At 45.8% G+C, this 19,182-nt stretch carries 20 protein-coding genes; 19 read left to right on the forward strand and 1 reads right to left on the reverse strand.

Going from position 1 to position 19,182, the window contains the following annotated elements:
• Window positions 1-2 precede the first annotated feature (2 nt).
• The 10 genes from CBF27_RS01445 to CBF27_RS01490 all read left to right on the forward strand — a co-directional run bounded on the left by CBF27_RS01445 (window position 3) and on the right by CBF27_RS01490 (window position 9,849).
• The gene (locus CBF27_RS01445; RefSeq protein WP_126811647.1) at window positions 3-188 is read left to right on the forward strand and encodes a hypothetical protein; all 186 of its coding nucleotides are present in this window, start codon (window positions 3-5) and stop codon (window positions 186-188) included.
• A 12-nt stretch (window positions 189-200) separates the two neighbouring features.
• The gene (locus CBF27_RS01450; RefSeq protein WP_126811649.1) at window positions 201-1,247 is read left to right on the forward strand and encodes an NAD(P)-dependent oxidoreductase; all 1,047 of its coding nucleotides are present in this window, start codon (window positions 201-203) and stop codon (window positions 1,245-1,247) included.
• 15 nt (window positions 1,248-1,262) lie between these two features.
• Window positions 1,263-1,706, forward strand: a complete 444-nt coding sequence (rpiB, locus tag CBF27_RS01455; protein ID WP_126811651.1) for a ribose 5-phosphate isomerase B — start codon at window positions 1,263-1,265, stop codon at window positions 1,704-1,706.
• Window positions 1,707-1,714: 8 nt separating this feature from the next.
• Window positions 1,715-2,380, forward strand: coding sequence for a ribulose-phosphate 3-epimerase (locus tag CBF27_RS01460; protein WP_126811653.1), 666 nt, complete (start codon window positions 1,715-1,717; stop codon window positions 2,378-2,380).
• Between the two features lies 1 nt (window position 2,381).
• Window positions 2,382-3,053, forward strand: coding sequence for a ribulose-phosphate 3-epimerase (gene rpe, locus CBF27_RS01465; RefSeq protein ID WP_126811654.1), 672 nt, complete (start codon window positions 2,382-2,384; stop codon window positions 3,051-3,053).
• Window positions 3,054-3,453: 400 nt separating this feature from the next.
• The gene (gene rpiB, locus CBF27_RS01470) at window positions 3,454-3,885 is read left to right on the forward strand and encodes a ribose 5-phosphate isomerase B (protein ID WP_126811656.1); all 432 of its coding nucleotides are present in this window, start codon (window positions 3,454-3,456) and stop codon (window positions 3,883-3,885) included.
• Window positions 3,886-4,102: 217 nt separating this feature from the next.
• Window positions 4,103-5,260 carry an anaerobic ribonucleoside-triphosphate reductase activating protein gene (locus CBF27_RS01475; RefSeq protein WP_126811658.1) on the forward strand — a complete coding sequence of 386 codons (1,158 nt, stop codon included), beginning with the start codon at window positions 4,103-4,105 and terminating at the stop codon, window positions 5,258-5,260.
• A 1-nt stretch (window position 5,261) separates the two neighbouring features.
• Entirely contained in the window at window positions 5,262-7,622 is a 2,361-nt protein-coding gene (locus CBF27_RS01480) for a ribonucleoside triphosphate reductase (protein WP_126811660.1), read from the forward strand.
• 216 nt (window positions 7,623-7,838) lie between these two features.
• Complete coding sequence (locus tag CBF27_RS01485) at window positions 7,839-8,867, forward strand: pirin family protein (RefSeq protein ID WP_126811662.1); 1,029 nt, start codon at window positions 7,839-7,841, stop codon at window positions 8,865-8,867.
• Between the two features lie 109 nt (window positions 8,868-8,976).
• Window positions 8,977-9,849, forward strand: a complete 873-nt coding sequence (locus CBF27_RS01490) for an aminoglycoside phosphotransferase family protein (protein WP_126811664.1) — start codon at window positions 8,977-8,979, stop codon at window positions 9,847-9,849.
• Between the two features lie 42 nt (window positions 9,850-9,891).
• Here the strand turns inward: CBF27_RS01490 and CBF27_RS01495 are convergent, their stop codons facing one another.
• A complete protein-coding gene (locus CBF27_RS01495; protein ID WP_211334583.1) occupies window positions 9,892-10,251 on the reverse strand; it encodes an acylphosphatase in 360 nt (119 codons plus the stop codon).
• A gap of 161 nt (window positions 10,252-10,412) precedes the next feature.
• On the opposite strand from CBF27_RS01495, the gene mnmH reads away from it, so the two are divergent.
• From mnmH to CBF27_RS01535, 9 genes are all read left to right on the forward strand, one after another.
• Window positions 10,413-11,453 (forward strand): tRNA 2-selenouridine(34) synthase MnmH, encoded by a 1,041-nt coding sequence (gene mnmH, locus CBF27_RS01500; RefSeq protein WP_126811666.1) that lies wholly within the window; start codon window positions 10,413-10,415, stop codon window positions 11,451-11,453.
• Window positions 11,454-11,514: 61 nt separating this feature from the next.
• Complete coding sequence (locus tag CBF27_RS14070; protein WP_170174963.1) at window positions 11,515-11,685, forward strand: hypothetical protein; 171 nt, start codon at window positions 11,515-11,517, stop codon at window positions 11,683-11,685.
• Window positions 11,673-12,818 carry a glycerate kinase family protein gene (locus CBF27_RS01505; RefSeq protein WP_126811668.1) on the forward strand — a complete coding sequence of 382 codons (1,146 nt, stop codon included), beginning with the start codon at window positions 11,673-11,675 and terminating at the stop codon, window positions 12,816-12,818. Before CBF27_RS14070 ends, CBF27_RS01505 begins: the two co-directional genes overlap by 13 nt.
• Window positions 12,811-13,458 carry a beta-phosphoglucomutase gene (gene pgmB / locus CBF27_RS01510; protein WP_126811670.1) on the forward strand — a complete coding sequence of 216 codons (648 nt, stop codon included), beginning with the start codon at window positions 12,811-12,813 and terminating at the stop codon, window positions 13,456-13,458. The genes CBF27_RS01505 and pgmB overlap by 8 nt, the downstream gene beginning before the upstream one ends.
• 550 nt (window positions 13,459-14,008) lie before the next feature.
• Window positions 14,009-16,525, forward strand: coding sequence for a hypothetical protein (locus CBF27_RS01515; protein WP_126811672.1), 2,517 nt, complete (start codon window positions 14,009-14,011; stop codon window positions 16,523-16,525).
• Window positions 16,526-16,543: 18 nt separating this feature from the next.
• Entirely contained in the window at window positions 16,544-16,840 is a 297-nt protein-coding gene (locus CBF27_RS01520; protein WP_126811674.1) for an EF2685/EF0750 family sortase-dependent surface protein, read from the forward strand.
• A gap of 5 nt (window positions 16,841-16,845) precedes the next feature.
• Window positions 16,846-17,433: a hypothetical protein gene (locus tag CBF27_RS01525; RefSeq protein ID WP_126811675.1), complete on the forward strand. Its 588-nt coding sequence runs from the start codon at window positions 16,846-16,848 to the stop codon at window positions 17,431-17,433.
• Window positions 17,434-17,471: 38 nt separating this feature from the next.
• Window positions 17,472-18,047 carry a hypothetical protein gene (locus CBF27_RS01530; RefSeq protein ID WP_126811677.1) on the forward strand — a complete coding sequence of 192 codons (576 nt, stop codon included), beginning with the start codon at window positions 17,472-17,474 and terminating at the stop codon, window positions 18,045-18,047.
• Between the two features lie 80 nt (window positions 18,048-18,127).
• On the forward strand, window positions 18,128-19,156 hold the full coding sequence (locus tag CBF27_RS01535) for a WxLIP family cell surface protein (protein ID WP_126811679.1): 1,029 nt from the start codon (window positions 18,128-18,130) through the stop codon (window positions 19,154-19,156).
• Window positions 19,157-19,182 lie beyond the last annotated feature (26 nt).

The raw sequence follows: 19,182 nt of genomic DNA on the forward strand, positions 1-19,182 counted from the left end.
AAATGTTAGCTAATGTGAGTACTTTAATCGGCATGGGATTTTTTATGAAAGTGTTTTTTGACACAGCTAAAAAAGTGCAGAATAGCCATGAAAAGCATGACAAGCAGGCGTTTAAGAAAGCCAGCCTTATACATATTATCCTCGGAATTATATTTGTAATTGTAGGCCGTTTAATTATTGCTTTTTAAAAAGGAGTCATCATGGATAAGATTACAATTATCGGAGACGGTTTAATCTCGAGTTCTATTTTTATTGATGCAATCCAGAAAATGTGGCCACACGATGACTATCAAATTTCTGAGCACAGCTGGTTTGGTGAATTAGACAAAGCGGCTTTTCAAAGTAAAATGACCATGGTTGAAACCGAGGGACCGGATTTTTTTGAGCCGCCCTCGTCGTTACTGGATGATTTAAAAGAAACGAATTATCTTTTTGTACATATAGCGCCCGTTAATAAAAAAATGTTGGATGGCTGTCAAAATCTGAAATTAATTGGATTGGCCAGAGGCGGGACTGAGAATATTGATTTAGATAGCTGTCGGGATAAAGGAATACCTGTTATTAGAGCTGTCAAAAATGCGGAAGCCACAGCAGAGTTTGCCCTTGGACTTATGCTGGCTCAGATTCGAAACATTGGGATTTCGATGTGTAAGTTATCTAATGGGCAGTGGGAAAAAAGGTATTATAACGATGGCTACCGTTACTCATTGAAAAATTTAACTGTAGGTATCATCGGGCTGGGGAATATCGGCACAATACTTGCAGAAAAATTACTTAATTTAGGTGTGACAGTACTCGCTTTTCATCCAGGTCAAAAAAAGAAAGTTTCGCTCCCTGTTTGCTATAAGTCAAAAGAAGAGATATTTAAATTAAGTGACATTATTAGTCTTCATTTACGATTGACGCATGAGACTGAAAATTTTGTAGGTGTTGATGAGTTGCATTTGATGAAAAAAACAGCAGTGTTAATAAACACTGCACGAGCGGGACTGATTGATGAACAAGCTTTCAAAAAAGCATTGGATGATGGAGAGATAGCTGGAGCAGCACTAGACGTTTTTTGGGAAGAACCTTTACCAGACAATCATTATTTGATAGGAAGAGATAATGTTACCATAACACCGCATATTGCTGGTGATACAGATGTGATTGATAAAGGTCCGTTCATTTTGCTTGAAGCGGTTTCGAAGTGGTATAAAGGGGAAAAAGATGCTGTTGTCATTCCAGAAAAATATATGCACAATTAAAAGGAGGATTTTGAGATGAAGATAGCAATCGGAAGCGATCATGCCGGCTTTGAATTAAAACAAAAGGTTGTGGCACATTTGACTGAGCAAGGGATTCATGTCATTGATGTGGGAACAACTAGCACAGAGAGTACTAATTTTGTGACATACGCAGTGAAAGTCGCTGAGTTAGTTAATGCCAATGAGGCAAATTATGGCATTCTTTGCTGCGGCACAGGAATTGGAATGTCGATGGCAGCGAACAAAATTCATGGTATTCGAGCAGCGCTATTATCGGATTCGTTTTCTGCAAAAGCGACCAAAGAGCATAATAACGCAAATGTTATTTGTTTAGGTGCGAGAGTGATTGGTGAGAGTTTAGCATTAACAATAGTCGACACCTTTTTAACCGCCCAATTTCAAGGTGGCAGACACCAAAAACGAGTGGAGCAAATTATGACATTAGAGAATAAGAGGTGAATCATCTAATGAAGCTATTTGCTGGATCTATCATGTGTGCAGATCAGATGAATGTAGAAGAAGAAGTAAAGAAAGTCGAAGCCAGTGACTGTACATTATGGCATTGTGATGTCATGGACGGTGTGTATGTGAATAATTTAGCTCTGTTCCCGGAATGGTTAGCAGCGCTAAAAAAAATTACAGTGTTGCCGCTAGACATTCATCTTGCAACTGTAACACCAGAAAAATATATCAACATGTTTGCCCCGATTGAACCTAAAAATATTACTTTTCATATAGAAACTACGGATAATGCGGAAGAGCTAATTGACTTGATTCACTCAAAAGGTATTAAGGCAGGTATAGCACTTAATCCGGAAACACCGTTAGAAATTGTCTACCCTTACTTGGAGTCAATTGATTTACTATTAGTTATGACAGTGAATCCCGGGTTTGCAGGGCAAGCAATCCAACCGGAAACCATAGAAAAAGTAAAAAAAATCCGCAAACATTTATTAAACATTGAAAATCCGCCGCTTATCCAAGTAGATGGGAATATTAATTTTGAAACTATCGAGGCAATGGACAATGCTGCTGATATCTATGTTTTAGGGACATCTGCATTGTTTCACAATAAAGATCATACAACGTACTATGAGAGAGTTGCTAGATTAAAAGGAGCTGGAGGGAAATAACGTGGAAATAGGCGTATCTATATTAAATATTCCGATGTTATCATTAGCAGATGAAATCGAAAAACTAAACAAGGAAGCAATTGATTATTTTCATTTGGATGTCATGGATGGTCATTTTGTCGAGAATATGACTTTTGGTCCAGATATCATGAAAGAAATAGCTAAAGTGGCAGATAAACCGCTTGACATTCATTTGATGGTTGATAACCCAAAATTTTTTATTGAAAAAGTTCTGGACATACACCCAAAATACGTGACAGTTCATTATGAAGCATTTAAAACTGACAAAGCTGTTTTTGACGTGCTGGAAAAGCTTAGATCAGCAGGAATTTTACCTGGTTTAGCTGTTAATCCGACGACTCCTGCTGAAAAAATCAAACCATTTCTATCAGAAGTTGATGTGTTATTACAAATGACTGTACAACCAGGGTTTGGCGGTCAATCATTTATTGAAGACACACTAGATAATATTAATCAGTTTGCATCATGGAGACAACAATATCAATACGATTATGTGATCGAAGTAGACGGTGGAATTAATGACGAGACAGGAAAACTATGCGTCGAAAATGGTGTAGACATATTAGTGCTGGGTTCATATCTTGTGTGTGCACCAAATCGAGAGCAGGCTTTGGAGAAAGTTAGAGGAGTTCAAAGAAAAGCTGGCAACTAGGCACTTGCTTCCTAGTTGCCAGCTTTTTTGCGCAGCAATGATTCGCTATAAAGGATTTCGTTTCATTTGCTCATAGATCACTTATTAGAAGTTTTTTTGGGGGAGAAAAGTTTTCTAATTCCTGTTACAGGAATTACCATAGGTAAAGCTAGATTCGTTAAGTTTTCCAAAAAAAACTGTAACTGATGGTTTTAAATACATAATAGAAAGTTTAATAAAATATTTAAGAAAATCAAATATAGGAGTTGTTGTTATTAGTTCTGGTGAAAAGTTTCAAGTATCTCCCAAAGCTGCAAGTCGGTGTTGGCAAAAGAGATAGCAACTGATATCATGAAGTTAGAGTCATGCTGGCATCCAACCCAGCTGATTTTTAACAACAGTGACGGGAGGAAGAAATAAATTGGCGAGTGTTGTAGTAGGGTCTGACCATGGCGGATTTCGTCTGAAGCAAGTGATCAAAGACCATCTGGAAAAGAAAGGGCATAGTGTGCTGGATGTCGGCTGTTTTTCTGAAGAATCGGTGGACTTCCCTGTATATGCCTCCGCGGTCTGTGAAGAAGTGTTAAAGAGTGACGTGCCGGGTATTTTAATTTGCGGTACTGGCGTGGGTATGTCAATGGCGGCGAATAAGCACCACGGCATCAGAGCATCATTAGTCGGCGATGTGTTCACAGCTCAAGCTACTCGTGCGCACAATAATAGCAATGTTCTTTGTCTGGGCGAGCGGGTCACAGGCAGCGGCTTGGCGCTGATGATTGTCGACACATGGCTAGATACGCCGTTTGAGGGCGGCAGACATATGAAACGGGTAAACATGCTGGATGAGCTGTAACAAAAAGAAACAGCAATGCACAAAATAACTCTTCGAAATAACCTGAAGAGTTATTTTTTATTGTTTTGCGTTGCGGTAAGAACGTGTTCCCAGCAGGCTCATGCAGGTTTTAAGAGGAAGCGCATGGTTTGTGGCGCGTATTTAATCTGAAAATAGTTGAATCGTCAACTAACTAAGCGTACAATAGGAATGGAAAGGCAAAAGAGGTGACACACACGTGACCAATTTAAACCAGCTGTCGACTAATGTTTCTGTTGTTCATCGCAGCAGTCAGAAGTTTTATGATAAATACGGAGAACAATTCGGACTTGGTGCAGGACAGTTCAACTTTTTAATCGCAATCAATGAGTACGAGGGCATCACGATGAAAGCACTGGCGCAAAGTGGTGCGTATGACAAAGCACTCGTGAGCAAAGCGGTCAACAAACTGACTGAGCTCGGTCTTGTCAGGACGGAGATAAATCGCGACGATAAAAGAGAACGCTTTCTTTTTTCGACAGACCGCACGAAAGAGATTATGAAAGATTTATACTTGATTCGCCGCGACTGGTTCAATCAGTTGACGAAAGGGTTAAGTGAAGCGGAAATTGCCGAGTATTTGCGTATTCAGCAGCGTATTGCTGACAATGCGCTGAATGTTGAGGAACAGGAAAACATTGCGATGGAATTTTTCGGGTTTCAGAAATTGACCCTGCTTGATTATCCCGGAAAAATGGCTGCAACGGTTTTTACTGGCGGATGCAACATGCGCTGCCCGTTCTGCCATAATGCGGACCTTGTTTTTTTGCCGGCGGATTTACCGTCTGTTTCTGCTCAGGAAGTGCTGGCATATTTGAAGAAGCGCCAAGGTGTGCTTGAAGGGATTTGCATCAGCGGGGGCGAGCCGCTGCTCCATGCCAAACAGCTGCGTCCGTTCCTGGTGCAATGCAAAGCGCTGGGGTTGTCTGTCAAAATTGACACTAACGGCAGTTATCCGGAGGTGCTGGCAGCTTATATTGCGGAAGGACTGGTGGATTATGTGGCGATGGATGTCAAAAACGGTCTGAGCAAATACCCGGAAACATCCGGATTGACGAGAAGCAATGCTGTCTGGCTGAAAAAAATTCAGCAGAGCATCGACCTGCTGATAAACGGCGGCACTGACTACGAGTTCAGGACGACAGTTGTGGCAGAATACCATGAAGCAAGTGACATGGATGAAATCGGTAAACTGATTGAAGGCGCGAAGCGGTGCTATCTTCAAAAATTTGTCGATAGCGGCAAAACGATTGCACAGGGACTGCATGCCCGCAACGATGAAGAAATGGTTGAGTATGCAGAAATCTTAAAAAAATATGTGAAAGAGGTCGGAGTCAGAGGAATAGGAGGAAGATAACGTGTACAATGTGTTAAAACGAAACGGCTCGCAAGTTGATTTTGATGCGCAGAAAATTACCAACGCCATGGGCAAAGCCTTTGCAGCAACGGAGACGCCCAGCGATGAGAGTGTGCTGGAACTGTTGACGCTGCGTGTCTGCAGTAATTTCAGCAGCAAAATCCATGACAACAGTATCAGTGTGGAAGAAATTCAGGACAGTGTGGAAGAAGTGTTGAGTGAAAGCGGCTTTACCGAAGTGGCGAAGGCGTACATTTTGTATCGGAAACAGCGGGAGAAGGTGCGTAATGTCAGCGCGACTATGCTGGACTATAAGGAATTAGTGGATAGCTATGTCAATGCCGCTGACTGGCGGGTAAAAGAAAACTCTACTGTGACCTACTCTGTCGGCGGATTGATATTGAGCAACAGCGGTGCCATCACTGCAAATTATTGGCTCAGTGAAATCTATGATGAGGAAATTGCGAATGCGCATCGGGACGGGGATATTCATATCCATGACTTGTCGATGCTGACCGGCTACTGTGCCGGCTGGTCGCTGAAACAGCTGATTCAGGAAGGATTGGGCGGTGTCCGCGGGAAAATCACATCCAAACCGGCGAAGCACTTGTCGTCTCTTTGCAATCAGATGGTCAATTTTCTGGGAATTATGCAAAATGAGTGGGCAGGTGCCCAAGCGTTCTCCTCATTCGACACCTATCTTGCCCCTTTTGTGAAGGCTGACAATTTGGATTACGACCGTGTCAAAAAAGCGATTGAATCGTTTGTATTCGGTGTCAACACGCCAAGCAGATGGGGCAGTCAGGCACCGTTCACCAATATCACGCTGGACTGGACGGTCCCGGCTGATTTGAAGGACATGCCGGCAATCGTCGGCGGGAAAGACATGCCGTTTACGTACGGCGACTGCAAAAAAGAAATGGACATGATCAACAAAGCGTTTATTGAAATCATGATTGACGGCGATGCGGACGGACGCGGATTTCAATATCCGATTCCGACTTACTCCATCACGAAAGATTTTGATTGGTCGGACACTGAAAACAACCGCCTGCTTTTCGAGATGACCGCCAAGTACGGGACACCGTATTTTTCCAATTATGTCAACAGCGACATGGAGCCGAGCGATGTGCGGAGCATGTGCTGCCGGCTGCGTCTTGATTTGCGTGAACTGCGCAGAAAGTCCGGCGGGTTCTTCGGCAGCGGGGAAAGCACGGGCTCTGTCGGGGTTGTGACGATTAATTTGCCACGCATTGCCTACTTGTCAGCGACTGAATCCGAATTTTATGACCGTTTGGACAAGCTGATGGACCTGTCGGCAAGGTCGCTGAAAATCAAACGTGATGTCGTCACGAAATTGTTGGACGAAGGGTTATATCCGTATACGAAACATTATCTCGGCACGTTTGACAATCATTTTTCCACTATCGGCTTGATTGGCATGAACGAAGCCGGGTTGAATGCGCCGTGGCTGAGGGCGGACCTGACCCAAAAACAAACACAAGCGTTTGCCAGACAAGTGCTGACCCATATGAAAGAACGGCTGGTAACGTATCAGGAAGCTTACGGCGATTTGTACAATCTTGAAGCTACCCCGGCCGAATCAACGACTTACCGTTTGGCCAAACATGACAAACAAAAATATCCGGCTATCATCACGGCAACGGAGAACGGCAACACGCCGTACTACACTAACAGTTCCCACTTGCCGGTAGGTTACACGGAAGATGTGTTTGAGGCGCTGGACATTCAAGATGAACTGCAGACGCTGTACACATCTGGTACCGTGTTCCATACGTTTCTTGGAGAAAAACTGCCGGACTGGCAAGCGGCAGGCAAACTAGTCAGGACAATTGCCGAAAACTATAAATTGCCGTACTATACTTTATCGCCGACATACTCTGTCTGCAAAAATCACGGGTATCTCGCCGGAGAGATTGCGGTGTGTCCGGATTGCGGCGAGCCGACGGAGATTTACAGCCGTATCACCGGCTACTATCGACCGGTCCAGAACTGGAATGCCGGGAAAATTCAGGAATTCAAAGAACGGAAACTGTATGATGTCGGGTCGCATTCAGCGTCTGTGGCACCACTGAGTGCACCCCGGGCGGAGCAAACGGCACCGCAACCGTCTGAAAAAGGACTGTTGTTTGTGACAAAAACATGTCCGAATTGTTCCCGGGTGCAGCAGCTGCTGACTACAGCCGGTGTAGCATATCAGACAATCGATGCGCAGGACAACTTGGACCAGGCTTTGAAATATCACGTGATGCAGGCGCCGACACTGATTGTCCAGCAAGACGGCAAAGACACGGCGATTACCGGTCTGCCGGCGATTCAACAGTTCGTATCGGCGCAATAGGAATGTAAGTTGACAAAGCAGGTACCATCACTTGTGAGAAGATGGTACCTGCTTTTTGGTTGAAAGGACACATTGTGACAGGTTCGGAGTAAGGCACTGAGTTAGTCGCAGCTTTGTTTATGTCATTATAAAAAAGTGCAGATGAATTGACTTCCGCCGCGGAAAAACTACAATAGAAATATACTTTCAAAAAGTAAGTAAACAGGAGGCGCTTTTATGCTTAAAGGCAAAATATATCCGGTCAACTCTGCAAGAATCCCAGTTCAAAACCCGTTCATCCTAATTGCGAGACACGTCGACCGCTACCCGGCGGGAAATGGCGACATGGCTCCTGCAGCTTTTCCGGATGACTGGGAAAGAGGGAATGATTTCACATCAAATAGAGGTTGGCATATGTACCACGGCGAGTATGTGCCGGGATTTCCTGCACATCCGCATCGCGGGTTTGAAACAATCACTTATGCGCGGCAAGGGACGATCGACCATTTTGACTCCCATGGAAATTACGGCCGGTACGGCGACGGCGACATTCAGTGGATGATTTCCGGCAAAGGACTGCAGCACGCTGAAATGTTTCCGCTCATTCATACAGATAAAGAAAATCCATTTGAAATTGTACAAATTTGGCTGAATTTGCCGTCTCACATGAAGATGGCAGAGCCGTCTTACCGCATGCATTGGCGTGAACAAACACCAGTGGTCAGTTTGTCTGAAAAAAATCCGGCAGAGAACCAGTTGAAAGTGCTTGTCGGCCGATACTTCGCGACAGCCGCACAGCGTCCTGCTGACACATCTTACGGCTTTGACGAAGACCATTACATCAACGTCTGGGACGGTCATCTCAAAAAAGGGGAGAAAATCACCATGCCCAAATTCCCGGAAGATGTCAAGGTTCAATTGTATGTTGCTGACGGTCTGCTGGCAGCTGCAGATTATGAGGTCGTAAGTGATTCGCTGCTGGTGTATACATCTGATACAGAGCTTGTGTTCACTGCCCGCGAGGACACTGAGTTTATGGTGTTCACCGGTAAAGCAATAGACGAGGAAGTTTTCGCTTACGGACCGTTTGTGATGAATACTCGCGAAGAAGTGATTCAGGCGTACCGTGATTTTGAAAAAAATCAGTTTGGCGGCTGGCCTTGGAGCTCTTCCGCTCCGGTGATACCATCTGACAAGGGGCGATTCTCTGTTCATGACAAAGGAAGCAAAATCACGTATCCGTCGGACGCGTCAGAGATCAGCTAAATCCTTAAATAACACCGCCGGCAACTGATAAACTGTTGGCGGTGTTTTTTATCAGATCACTGGCGCTTATTATGATATGATGAAGCTATAACTGTTTAGGAGAAGAAACATGGTAAACATTGATGTTGCTGTCGTATCAAGGTTAATAGAGGAACAATTTCCTGAATGGTCGCATTTGCCCATCAAACCGGTTGAAACAAGCGGTCATGATAACCGCACCTTTCATTTGGGCCAGCAGCTGAGTGTCAGACTGCCAAGTGCGGAAGCTTACGTGCCGCAAGTTGCAAAAGAGCAGAGGTGGCTGCCTTTTTTGGCGAAGCAGCTTTCCTTGCCGATTCCTGAGCCGGTGGCGACAGGGGCGCCGAGTGATGACTACCCATATCCGTGGTCAATCTACAAGTGGTTGGCTGGCGAGACGCTCACTTCAGCAAATGTGCTTGATTTCTCCTGCTTGGCGGAGGATTTGGCTCGCTTTTTAGTTGACTTGCAATCAATTAACGCGACTGGCGCCCCGTTAGCCGGCGCACATAATTTTTACAGGGGCGGAGGCCTTGCAGTGTATGATTCAGAGTATCGTGAGGCTGTTTATCACAGCCGTTTTTCCGATAAACATGTGTTACAAGAAATTTGGGAACTGGCACTGGCTTCCAGCTGGCAGCATGAACCGGTTTGGGTCCACGGCGATATTGCGCCCGGGAATTTATTGGTCAACAACGGGAAACTATCCGCAGTGATTGATTTTGGCATGCTAGGTGCAGGAGACCCTTCGTGTGATGCAGCAATCGCTTGGACGTTTTTTGATGCCGACAGCAGAAGCGTCTTTAAAAAAGAATTGGGTTTCGATGATGAGACGTGGCACAGGGCAAGAGGCTGGGCATTGTGGAAAGCGTTAATCACCTGTCGAGCCGATAATAAAAAGCTGGCAGCAGATGCCCATGACACGGTGAAAACAATTGTGGCTGATTACCATAATAACGAATAGCTACCTAAAAAACTTCCTGTTAGTTGGAAGTTTTTTAGGTAGCTAATATAAAATTGAAAAATGGGAAAGCTCCGACGAAACGTCGCGTTGTTCTTCTGCTACATCACGAATAAATAAACGTTTTTGCTGCTGCATATAGCTGATTAAAAACGCGATTTTTTCTTCTGTTCCTTGTACTAGGCTTTCCACTCTGCCGTCTGGCAAATTGCGGACCCAGCCGGTCACACCGACTTTTTTTGCGATTAAGGAAAACTGCTGTCTGAACCCGACGCCTTGTACATTTCCCGAAAAAATCAGGCGCTTAGCGATTAGTTCCGTTTCCGGAAAGTCGGGCATGTCAGCCAAGTTGGACTGTTGTGTGATATAGCTTTTTTTTAAGTGCTCCAGCCATTTTTTTATCATCGCTATCCCCCCGGTTCTTATTACCAAAAGTGTAACATATTTTGTGTGAAAGTCTATGCAGAGCATTTGTTAGGCTGTCATAAAAAAAGAAAGAAATATTTCTGAAAAAGGAGTATGATAGAATGTACTGGAAGGATTCAATTTTTAGAAAGTGATGATACATGAAACCAACAATAACTTACGAAGAAGTATTGGCATCAAGTAAAAAGAAAACAATCGGCTTTGTTGACGTGCGCAGCCCCAAAGAATACCAGCTGTCTACCATTCCCGGAGCAGTCAATATTCCGGTCATGGACGACCAAGCTCGCGAAGTAATCGGGAAGATGTATAAAGCCGGACAAATTGATGATGCCAAGCAGTATGGTGTGACGTGGGCCTCGGCGCGACTGCCGGAGATGTACGCCCGATACCGTCAGCTGTTAAATGAATATGATGAACTGGCTCTTTTTTGCAGCCGCGGGGGCATGCGGTCGGATACGATTTTTTCGCTGTTGAAGGCGCTGGGACTGCCGGTCAGCCGTATTAAAGGCGGGTATAAAGCATACCGCCATTACGTCTTGGAACATCTTGCCGAGCAAGTGACGCGTGTGCAATTTGTGACACTTTACGGTCTTTCAGGCAGCGGAAAAACTGATATTTTAGCAGAACTGTCAAAGCTGGGTGCTAACGTTCTGGATTTAGAAGCCTGCGCTAATCACAGAGGATCGCTTCTGGGCAGTATCGGCTTGACAGCACCTCATTCGCAGAAAATGTTTGAAAGCATGTTGTTCGATGCCAGCCGCAATTGGCAAACCGGTGATGTTGTCTTTACGGAAGGGGAAAGCCGCCGTATCGGCCAAGCGGTCATGCCCCAGCCGCTGTACGAACAAATACAAAACGGGCAAAAAATATTTATAGACGCAGCGCTGCCATATCGTGTCAATCAAATTTACCATGATTATGTTGAGGCAACTGATGTGACGGAGCTGATAAACACACTGTCTTATATGGGAAAAGTCATGAATCAAGACCGGGTGGCAAAGATGCAGCAGCAGTTGAAAGACGGCGAGGCTAAATCAGTTATTGAAACATTGCTAGTGTCTTATTATGACCCCAAATACAGTTATCGCAAAAAAACATATGCTAAAACGTTTACCAATCAAAATGCTCAAGAAACAGCCGCTGCTATTTTGGCATGGCAGCAGTCAGCAGTTCGGTTGTAAACAAAAACAACAGGTAGGCTTGTGCGCACCTGTTGTTTTTTTGCGAGCGTGATAAAAATTTGTGATTAAATGCTTTCTGAAGGACCACTTCATTCGCATCAAACTGTCCGATGCGTTTATAATAGTAAGCAAAGAAACAGACGAGTCATTGCCGCTGCTCATTGAGGGCGAGCAAGTCGACCTCGTGAAAAAAATCGTATGGGACAGGAGGCTGAAAACATGCGTTTCTTAATAGCGCCTGATTCGTTCAAAGAGAGTTTATCTGCACAGCGTGTTGCTGAAGCGATTAAAAAAGGATTTGAGAAACAGTTCCCGGATGCACTGTTTGATTTGCTGCCGGTCGGTGACGGCGGTGAAGGCACCGCCGATATACTGGCGACAGGTTTGGGCCTGACTGATGCCACGGCGGAGGTGTCGGCTTATCATGGCGGGACGGCCAAGGTAGCCTATGCAGCTGATGAGCAGACCGCTCTCATAGAAATGGCGGAAGTTGCTGGGCTGGAAAACATTCCGCCGGAAGATAGAGACCCGTTGAAGCTGTCGACAAAAGGTTTGGGTGAGTTGATTAGACAGCTGGTCAATCAAGGGGTGAAAAAAATAATCATAGCTGTCGGCGGCAGTGCGACCAATGACGGCGGAATCGGTATGGCCGCCGGGTTAGGCTATGATTTTTTCGACGCAGCAGGGCGGCTTTTGGAACCGGTTGGTGCAAACTTGGGAAAAGTCGCTTCTTTTACCGCGGACCGGGTGCCGGAAAATTTGAAGGACACGGAGTTGATTGTCGTATCCGATGTGACAAACAAGCTGTGCGGTCCACTGGGGGCAACCTATGTCTTTGGGCCGCAAAAAGGTTTGCCTGAAGAACGGTTACGTGAAGTCGATGATGCGATGTATTCGTTTTACACGCTGGTGTCGCCTGAGACGATTCATGAACCAGGCAGCGGCGCAGGCGGCGGTATGGCTGCCGGTCTGCGGGCATTTGCGTCCGGCACCATTGTTTCCGGTATAGATTACGTGCTGGACAGCTTGGATTTTGACCGGCGGGCTGCACGGGCGGACGTGATTATTGTCGGCGAAGGTAAAATGGACGGTCAGAGTTTTAAAGGAAAAGCTCCGGTCGGTATCGCCGAACGGGTGCCTGAAGGCAAATTGGTCATTGCGGTTTGCGGCAGTCTGGGAGACGGGCTTGACGATTTGTCTAATTACGGTATTCATGCAGTATTCCCAACGTTGTCACATATTGCCCCGTGGGAGGATATACGCGCTGATGCTGAGAAAAATGTGCGGCGAACATCTGAAAATATCGCTGCGCTGATTAAAGCTGCCGGTTTACTAGCCGCTAAAGGAGCTTTGACAGATGTATAAAGGTGTGCTGTTTGACTTGGACGGTGTGCTGATTGATACAGCCCGTTACCATTATCAGGCGTGGCAAGCACTGGCGAAGCAGCTGCAGATTCCTTTCACTGAGCAGGATAATGAGCGCTTGAAAGGAGTGTCGCGAGTTGCGTCGCTGGACATCCTTCTGGGGCTTGATAAAACGGGACGGACATACACTGAAGACGATAAGGCGCAGTTTCTTCAAGTGAAGAATGACCATTATTTGAGTTATATCAAACACTTGACAGCGGCGGATATTTTACCGGGAGTCATCGAAGCGTTGACTTTTCTGAAAACTGAAAATATCCGGATTGGCTTGGGCTCCGCCAGTAAAAATGCACCGTTTATCCTTGATAAAACGGGTTTGTCCGCTTATTTTGATGCGGTTATTGACGGCAACATGGTAACTCAAGCCAAACCGCATCCGGCAGTCTTTCTGTTAGGGGCAGAAGCGTTGCGGTTGATACCGTCGGAATGTCTCGTGGTCGAAGATTCTGAAGCAGGCTGTCAGGCAGCGGTTCATGCGGGCATGGCAGTAATAGGTATCGGGGAAAGAGAACACTTGCCATCGGCCGACAAGGTAGTGGCGTCCATGCGGTCGTTTAAGAAAGTTATCATATTCAACTAAATTATGACTCAAAGCATCCAGCCGGAAAGATTATGTCTTTCCGGCTGGATGCTTATTTTGATTCATTGGCCAATGACATCAGCGGACTTACGAAAAATTGTTTTTATTCACAGTTCAAATATCGAGCGTTTTTAAATGGAAAAATCACGAAGTTAACATACACCAGTACTTTGAACGGTCTCCTTGTATGACGGGATGATGCTGGCTTGACGGAAACTTATTTTTTGGAAGTCTATCAATAGACAAACACGCTAAACGTGATATAAGCTGATGGCAAGACGCAGAGACAAATAAAAAAGGCGCGTTCCTAATTTGTGCTGCGAGGTTTACGGCACAAATCCCGGAGCGCGGCGAAGACTTCCGTTCGTTTACTGCGTGTTTATATACAGTTAATTTTTTTATAACTAAAAGTTAACGGTGTGGATGGAGAGAGGAGGGTATCTCAAGCTAAATATTCTTTCAAAAATACTTCGTTTTGCCAAAGATATGTCGACAAGATGCAAAAGCTTAAGCAGTTGTTGGAATGTTATGTCTAAGGGGGGAAACAAGAATGGGAAGCGGAAAAAGAGGGCTGAAGTTTTTATTAATTACATGGCTGTTTTTTCCTCAACTAATGGGAAACTATTTTGTGCGTGCAGAACCGGCGGCAGTTGAGTCGTCTAGTGCAGTCAGCGCATCTTCAGAAACGGCGACAGCAGAGACTGTTTTACCGGAAACGTCGCTGACCAATCCATCGTCAGAGACAAAAACGGAAACGCGTCAAACTGAAAAACGCTCAGAAGAGTCGACGACTCAGCCGACGAAAGAAAAAAGCAGTCAGACGGAACCAAAGCCGACGGCAGAGTCTGAAACTTCGTCGGCACCCAAGCAGGCTGACTCACTGGCCAACAGACTCGTCTCGCAGGAATTAAACTATTTGCCGGCGGATTTATCGTTGCCTGGTCTGGTGACGGATACCGAAAATTACACATGGCGGAAAGCAGAAGTACAGGACCCGTGGAAAGGCGGCATTTTACAATTAAAAGTAAAAGATGTTGTGAAGGGCAGGGATATAGCACGATTTGAGAATATCGTCCGCCCTGTTTTGAAAATGACTTACAAAGTCTACTTGCCGCCTAATAATCCCAATCTCACGGCTGAATCCATGAGGCAGGCGATAATCATGGGCGAGTCGAGTGTGATATTTGCCGGCAGAACTGTACCTCTGCGGGAAGACCAAATCAAAATAGAAAACAATAAAACGCTTGTTGTTGACTTTGACAGTAAAGTTTCAGGATTTTTAGAGTATATCAGTGCCTTTATTGATAACTTTTTAAATATCCTGGCTGAATTGCTAAATACAGCCAGCAGTACTGAAGTCGGATTCACGTTGACTTTTGACGCAAACCAACTTGGCGCAAATGGTGCGGTTGAGGATAAATCCGTAGGGAAAGTTGTGTCAAAAGGGAAACTGCCGCCGAGTGCTGATGGCCGTATCAACCTTCGCCACGAATTTTTCGGCGTCAGGGGCACGGTTGTCCGTGAAGCCTCAGAGGCGGTCACGCCGACGTGGAACCGTTATATTTCTCCTTGGAATCAGGATAAGGCCAACAGTGATCATTTCGGCAAAGGGGACGATACGCAAATAGACGGCAGTCAGGAAGTCACCGGTGTCGGGCGTGTTCTGAAGGGCGAAAACTATGCCTCGAGACTGCTGCAGTTTCCATTAGGTGAAACATATCCGCATGATAATTCAACCAAACGACCTGAATACTACCGTATCGTCAACTTGTTCACCAAGCAGACTGTCGGGACAGCTAATTTGGCGGAAGCCACCCAGCACCAGCCGACTTACATTTCCTCTAATGCCAATGCTAGAGGAGAGGTTCACCGTAAAGTCAAGACGATGTTTTACGGGGCGGCGGATAATAGACAGAGCTTGAGTCCAGTACCGTTGCGGGCACAAACGTCAGACTACCTTGAGATGGTCAATGTGTTGCCGTTTCCCGGCATTGATGTGACTAACGTTGCCGCAGGAACGGACCAGCTGAAATTCAATGTCAATCTGAAAGCATCCAACAGCGACAACGTGGCGCTCAGATATGAGCTGACGGGACCGGGCGGACAGCTGATTAATCAAAACTTGGGGGCAGTGGACGGGAAAATCACCGAAGCAGGGGGAGCAGTGACATTCCCGATGGCTGTGAACCCGGCGCACATTCGTGAAGCCGGCAAGTACACGCTGAAAATATTCGCGAAAGATGCCGCTGGTATCGAGGTCAATCGGACAGTGAGCTTCACCGTTGCCATCAACCGGCCGACAGAACTGTCTTGGTCAAAAGATGACAGGACGAAGGAGCTGACGCTGAATATCGACAAATCCGAAGCTGCCGGTCAAGGGCTGACGCGTCAATTTTACTGGCGTGACGAAGATGTCGGCGATAAACTGCAGTTCCAAATCAAGAAAGGCGACAAACTGCTGACAACAATCGACCGCACTGTCACGGCAGAGAATAAAGTCTTCACTGACTTATCTGCAACGATTCCGGAAAACGAGATTGCCTACGGTGCCAATGTCTTTACAGTCGAGGTCTATCTGGTAGGTGCTGATGGAAAAATCAGCGACAAACAGGATGCGTTGACATTGACTGTCAATGTCAGCGGCAAACTGGTCTTTGAGCGGTCTCCCGAGGTACTGAAATGGACCAAGCGCAACGTGCGAGACAGCCGCGGGATTCTCAAACGCGACGAAGGCAACGGGGTTGAGCTTACAGTACTGGACAGCCGCGACATGGCCGCTGAGCAGAAAAACTGGCAGCTGACAGCCCAAGCTGTTTCCGAAGGGGACAGAGAGGTGCCGTTTGAGCTGGTTTGGAAAAAAGGTGCTGATACTAATCCGGTATCACTCGCAGCTGCACAAGTCGTCATGACTGGAAAAGACACTGAGCCGCAGCACTACCGCTACAGCGGCAAATGGGACAATGCGTCCGGCGTGTTGTTGAATAGTAACAATTACTTGCCTATTGGCGATTACAGCGGGCAAGTGACAGTTATTTGGCTGCTGAAAGACACACCGACAGCGGATTAGAAAGTGAGGGAGACTGTAATGAGAAAGAAGGGAGTCATTCTGGTCATTGCCGTTTTAATGATTCTATTTACCAATCACATGTTTTCAGCAGCTGAACCTAAAACGGTGGATGTTGACAGACAGAAAATAACATTTACTTTGAAAGAAGATAAAACCATTGAGAAAAAAAAGGTGAAACCTACAAAGAAAGTGTCACCGAAAAAGATATTGCCAAAGACAAATGAACAGAGAGCATTGTTCCTGTCATTTATAGGAACCGTGCTGACGGGCATTTGTTGTGCAATGATTTATAACAAACAGAAAGGCAGGAGGTGAGCCGGATGATAACGAATCGTTTGAGATATTTGATACTGCCGGTTATCTTTGTTGGGATATTTACTTCTCAAAGAGTACGGGCGGAAACAGTCAGAAACAACCAGCGGACTAGCGATATCTCGGTCCGTATCGTGGCCAGCCCGATTACTCTGGGCGAAGTGACTGCACCCAGCTTCGGGACGTACAATGTGTCCAGCAAGAGCCAGAAAGTGACTGCTGCCAGCGGATTGAAGGTTCAGGTCAAAGACGAACGGCACGGGAAAGACGTGCCTTGGCAGCTGAAATATAGTCTGGTGGTAGCTGATAATTCAAAAGAAAAGGCGCTTGCGGGACGGACACAATTATTTATTGGCGAAGGCCGGCTGACTGCTGACGGCACGTCATTACCGCGCACCCAATACCAACCGAAGGCCATCTCTTTGCAGCTGAATGAAGACAAACATCTGGTTGACACTGTCTCGGCAAAAGCGACCAATTATGAGTACGGTGTGCCGAAAGAAAACATCCAGCTGGCGATTAAAGAAAACACACCTGCCGGTACATATGATATCACGCAAGTCGTGACACTTAACATTGTGCCACCGGCAGAATAATCGACTATCTAAAAACAACAAAATGGGGGGAAAAACTTATGAAAACGACAAAATTATTTGCAGTGAGTTTGGCAAGCTGGGTTTTATTAGGAGCAGCAGTCTCGGCCGGAGCGGCGCCGGTTGTAGAGCAAACAGGGGAAACGCCTACGGAAGTCAACATCATAGAAGATGATATTGACCCAATCGACCCGACCAATCCAAATCAGAAACATTTGACATTGGAAAAAGTTCCGGCCGGCTACAGTTTTGAATCGACATTGCAAAACAAAAGCTATGCGCTGACAGCCAATTTAACAGACACGATTGATGTCTTCAATGACCTCAGCAAGCGGGAATGGTCTGTCAAAGCAAGCGTCGTCAATGGTTTAACGAAAGGCGATGACCAATTTGAAGTTAGTCAATTCAAGATTAATGATGTCGAGTTGGTCGGGACAGGAGCCAACGGAATTGTCGCGAAATCCGGTGCGCTGGACAGAACAAATACCGGTTTGATTAAAACGAATGTGACTAAGGTCAATATTAATTTTACAGATACAAACACAGTGCTGAAGGTCGGCGACAAATTGACCGGAAAAATCAGCTATCAGCTTTACAACACAGCGACTGCCCAATAAACAATCGCGTGCAAGAACAACACAGGAAAAGGTTGCGTCAGTTACGCAGCCTTTTCTGATGATATGAACGGAGAAAATGTATGAACTATTTGAAACAACTATTTCTGGCTGTGGTCTGTCTGCTGGCAGGTATCGTGTCGGCAGTACCTGCTTCAGCCGATGATGACGGGCAAGTGGGTTACAATATTCAGGCAATACTTCCTGAAAATCAAGTGAACAAAGAGAATTCATTTTTTGATTTGCGCATGAAACCGAATCAGGAGCAGACAATCGAGTTTGTCATCAACAATACATCATCAGAAGCTGCTGAGTTTGAGATCAGCATCAATCAAGCATACACGAATGATCAGGGATTTATTGATTATGCTGACAAAGATGTACCGCCAGACAGCAGTCAAAAGTATCTTATTAACGACATCGCGACCACAGACAATAAAGTGACTGTCCAGGCGTCCTCCAGCAAAATTGTCCCGATCCGCCTCAAGATGCCGTCGGAACAATTTGACGGTCAGATTTTAGCGGGCATTCAAGTGACCAAACAACCTAAAGACACGAAGGCGGAAAAGGGCAGAATCAGCAATGTCTACGGCTATGTGTTAGGTTTAAAGCTGACGGAAACCGATCAAGAGGTACCACGCGACCTGAAACTTTTGGGTGTGGAAGGTGCGGCTGCTTTTGGCAAAACAAGTGTCGTTGCGGTGCTGCAAAATCCGACAATGGATGCTTATGGCAAGCTGAAATATAAAGCAAAAGTGATGAACAAAGCATCGGGCGAAGTGGAAAAAGAGGCAGCTTTTGACAATCACATGCAAATTGCCCCGAATTCGCAATACCGGTTTGCTATTGATTGGGGCGGTGACAAACTGGTGGCAGGTGATTACACGCTGGATTTGACCGTGTCAGATGCGAAAGAAAATGTCTGGGAATTCACTGAAGCATTCACGATTACAGCCGAAGAAGCCAAGAAAATCAATGAAGCAACAATCGGCCAGGCTGGCGCCTCGGATTGGCCGCTGTGGCTGTATGTCATCGGTGGTATTGTATTAGGGATGCTGATCTTAGGCATCGTCTGGTATGGATTATGGAAAAAAAGAAAACCCCACTCATAAAAGAAAAACTTCCAGAAGCTTGTGAA

The organism is Vagococcus acidifermentans, assembly GCF_003987655.1.
In the GTDB taxonomy this organism is placed as follows: domain Bacteria; phylum Bacillota; class Bacilli; order Lactobacillales; family Vagococcaceae; genus Vagococcus_B; species Vagococcus_B acidifermentans.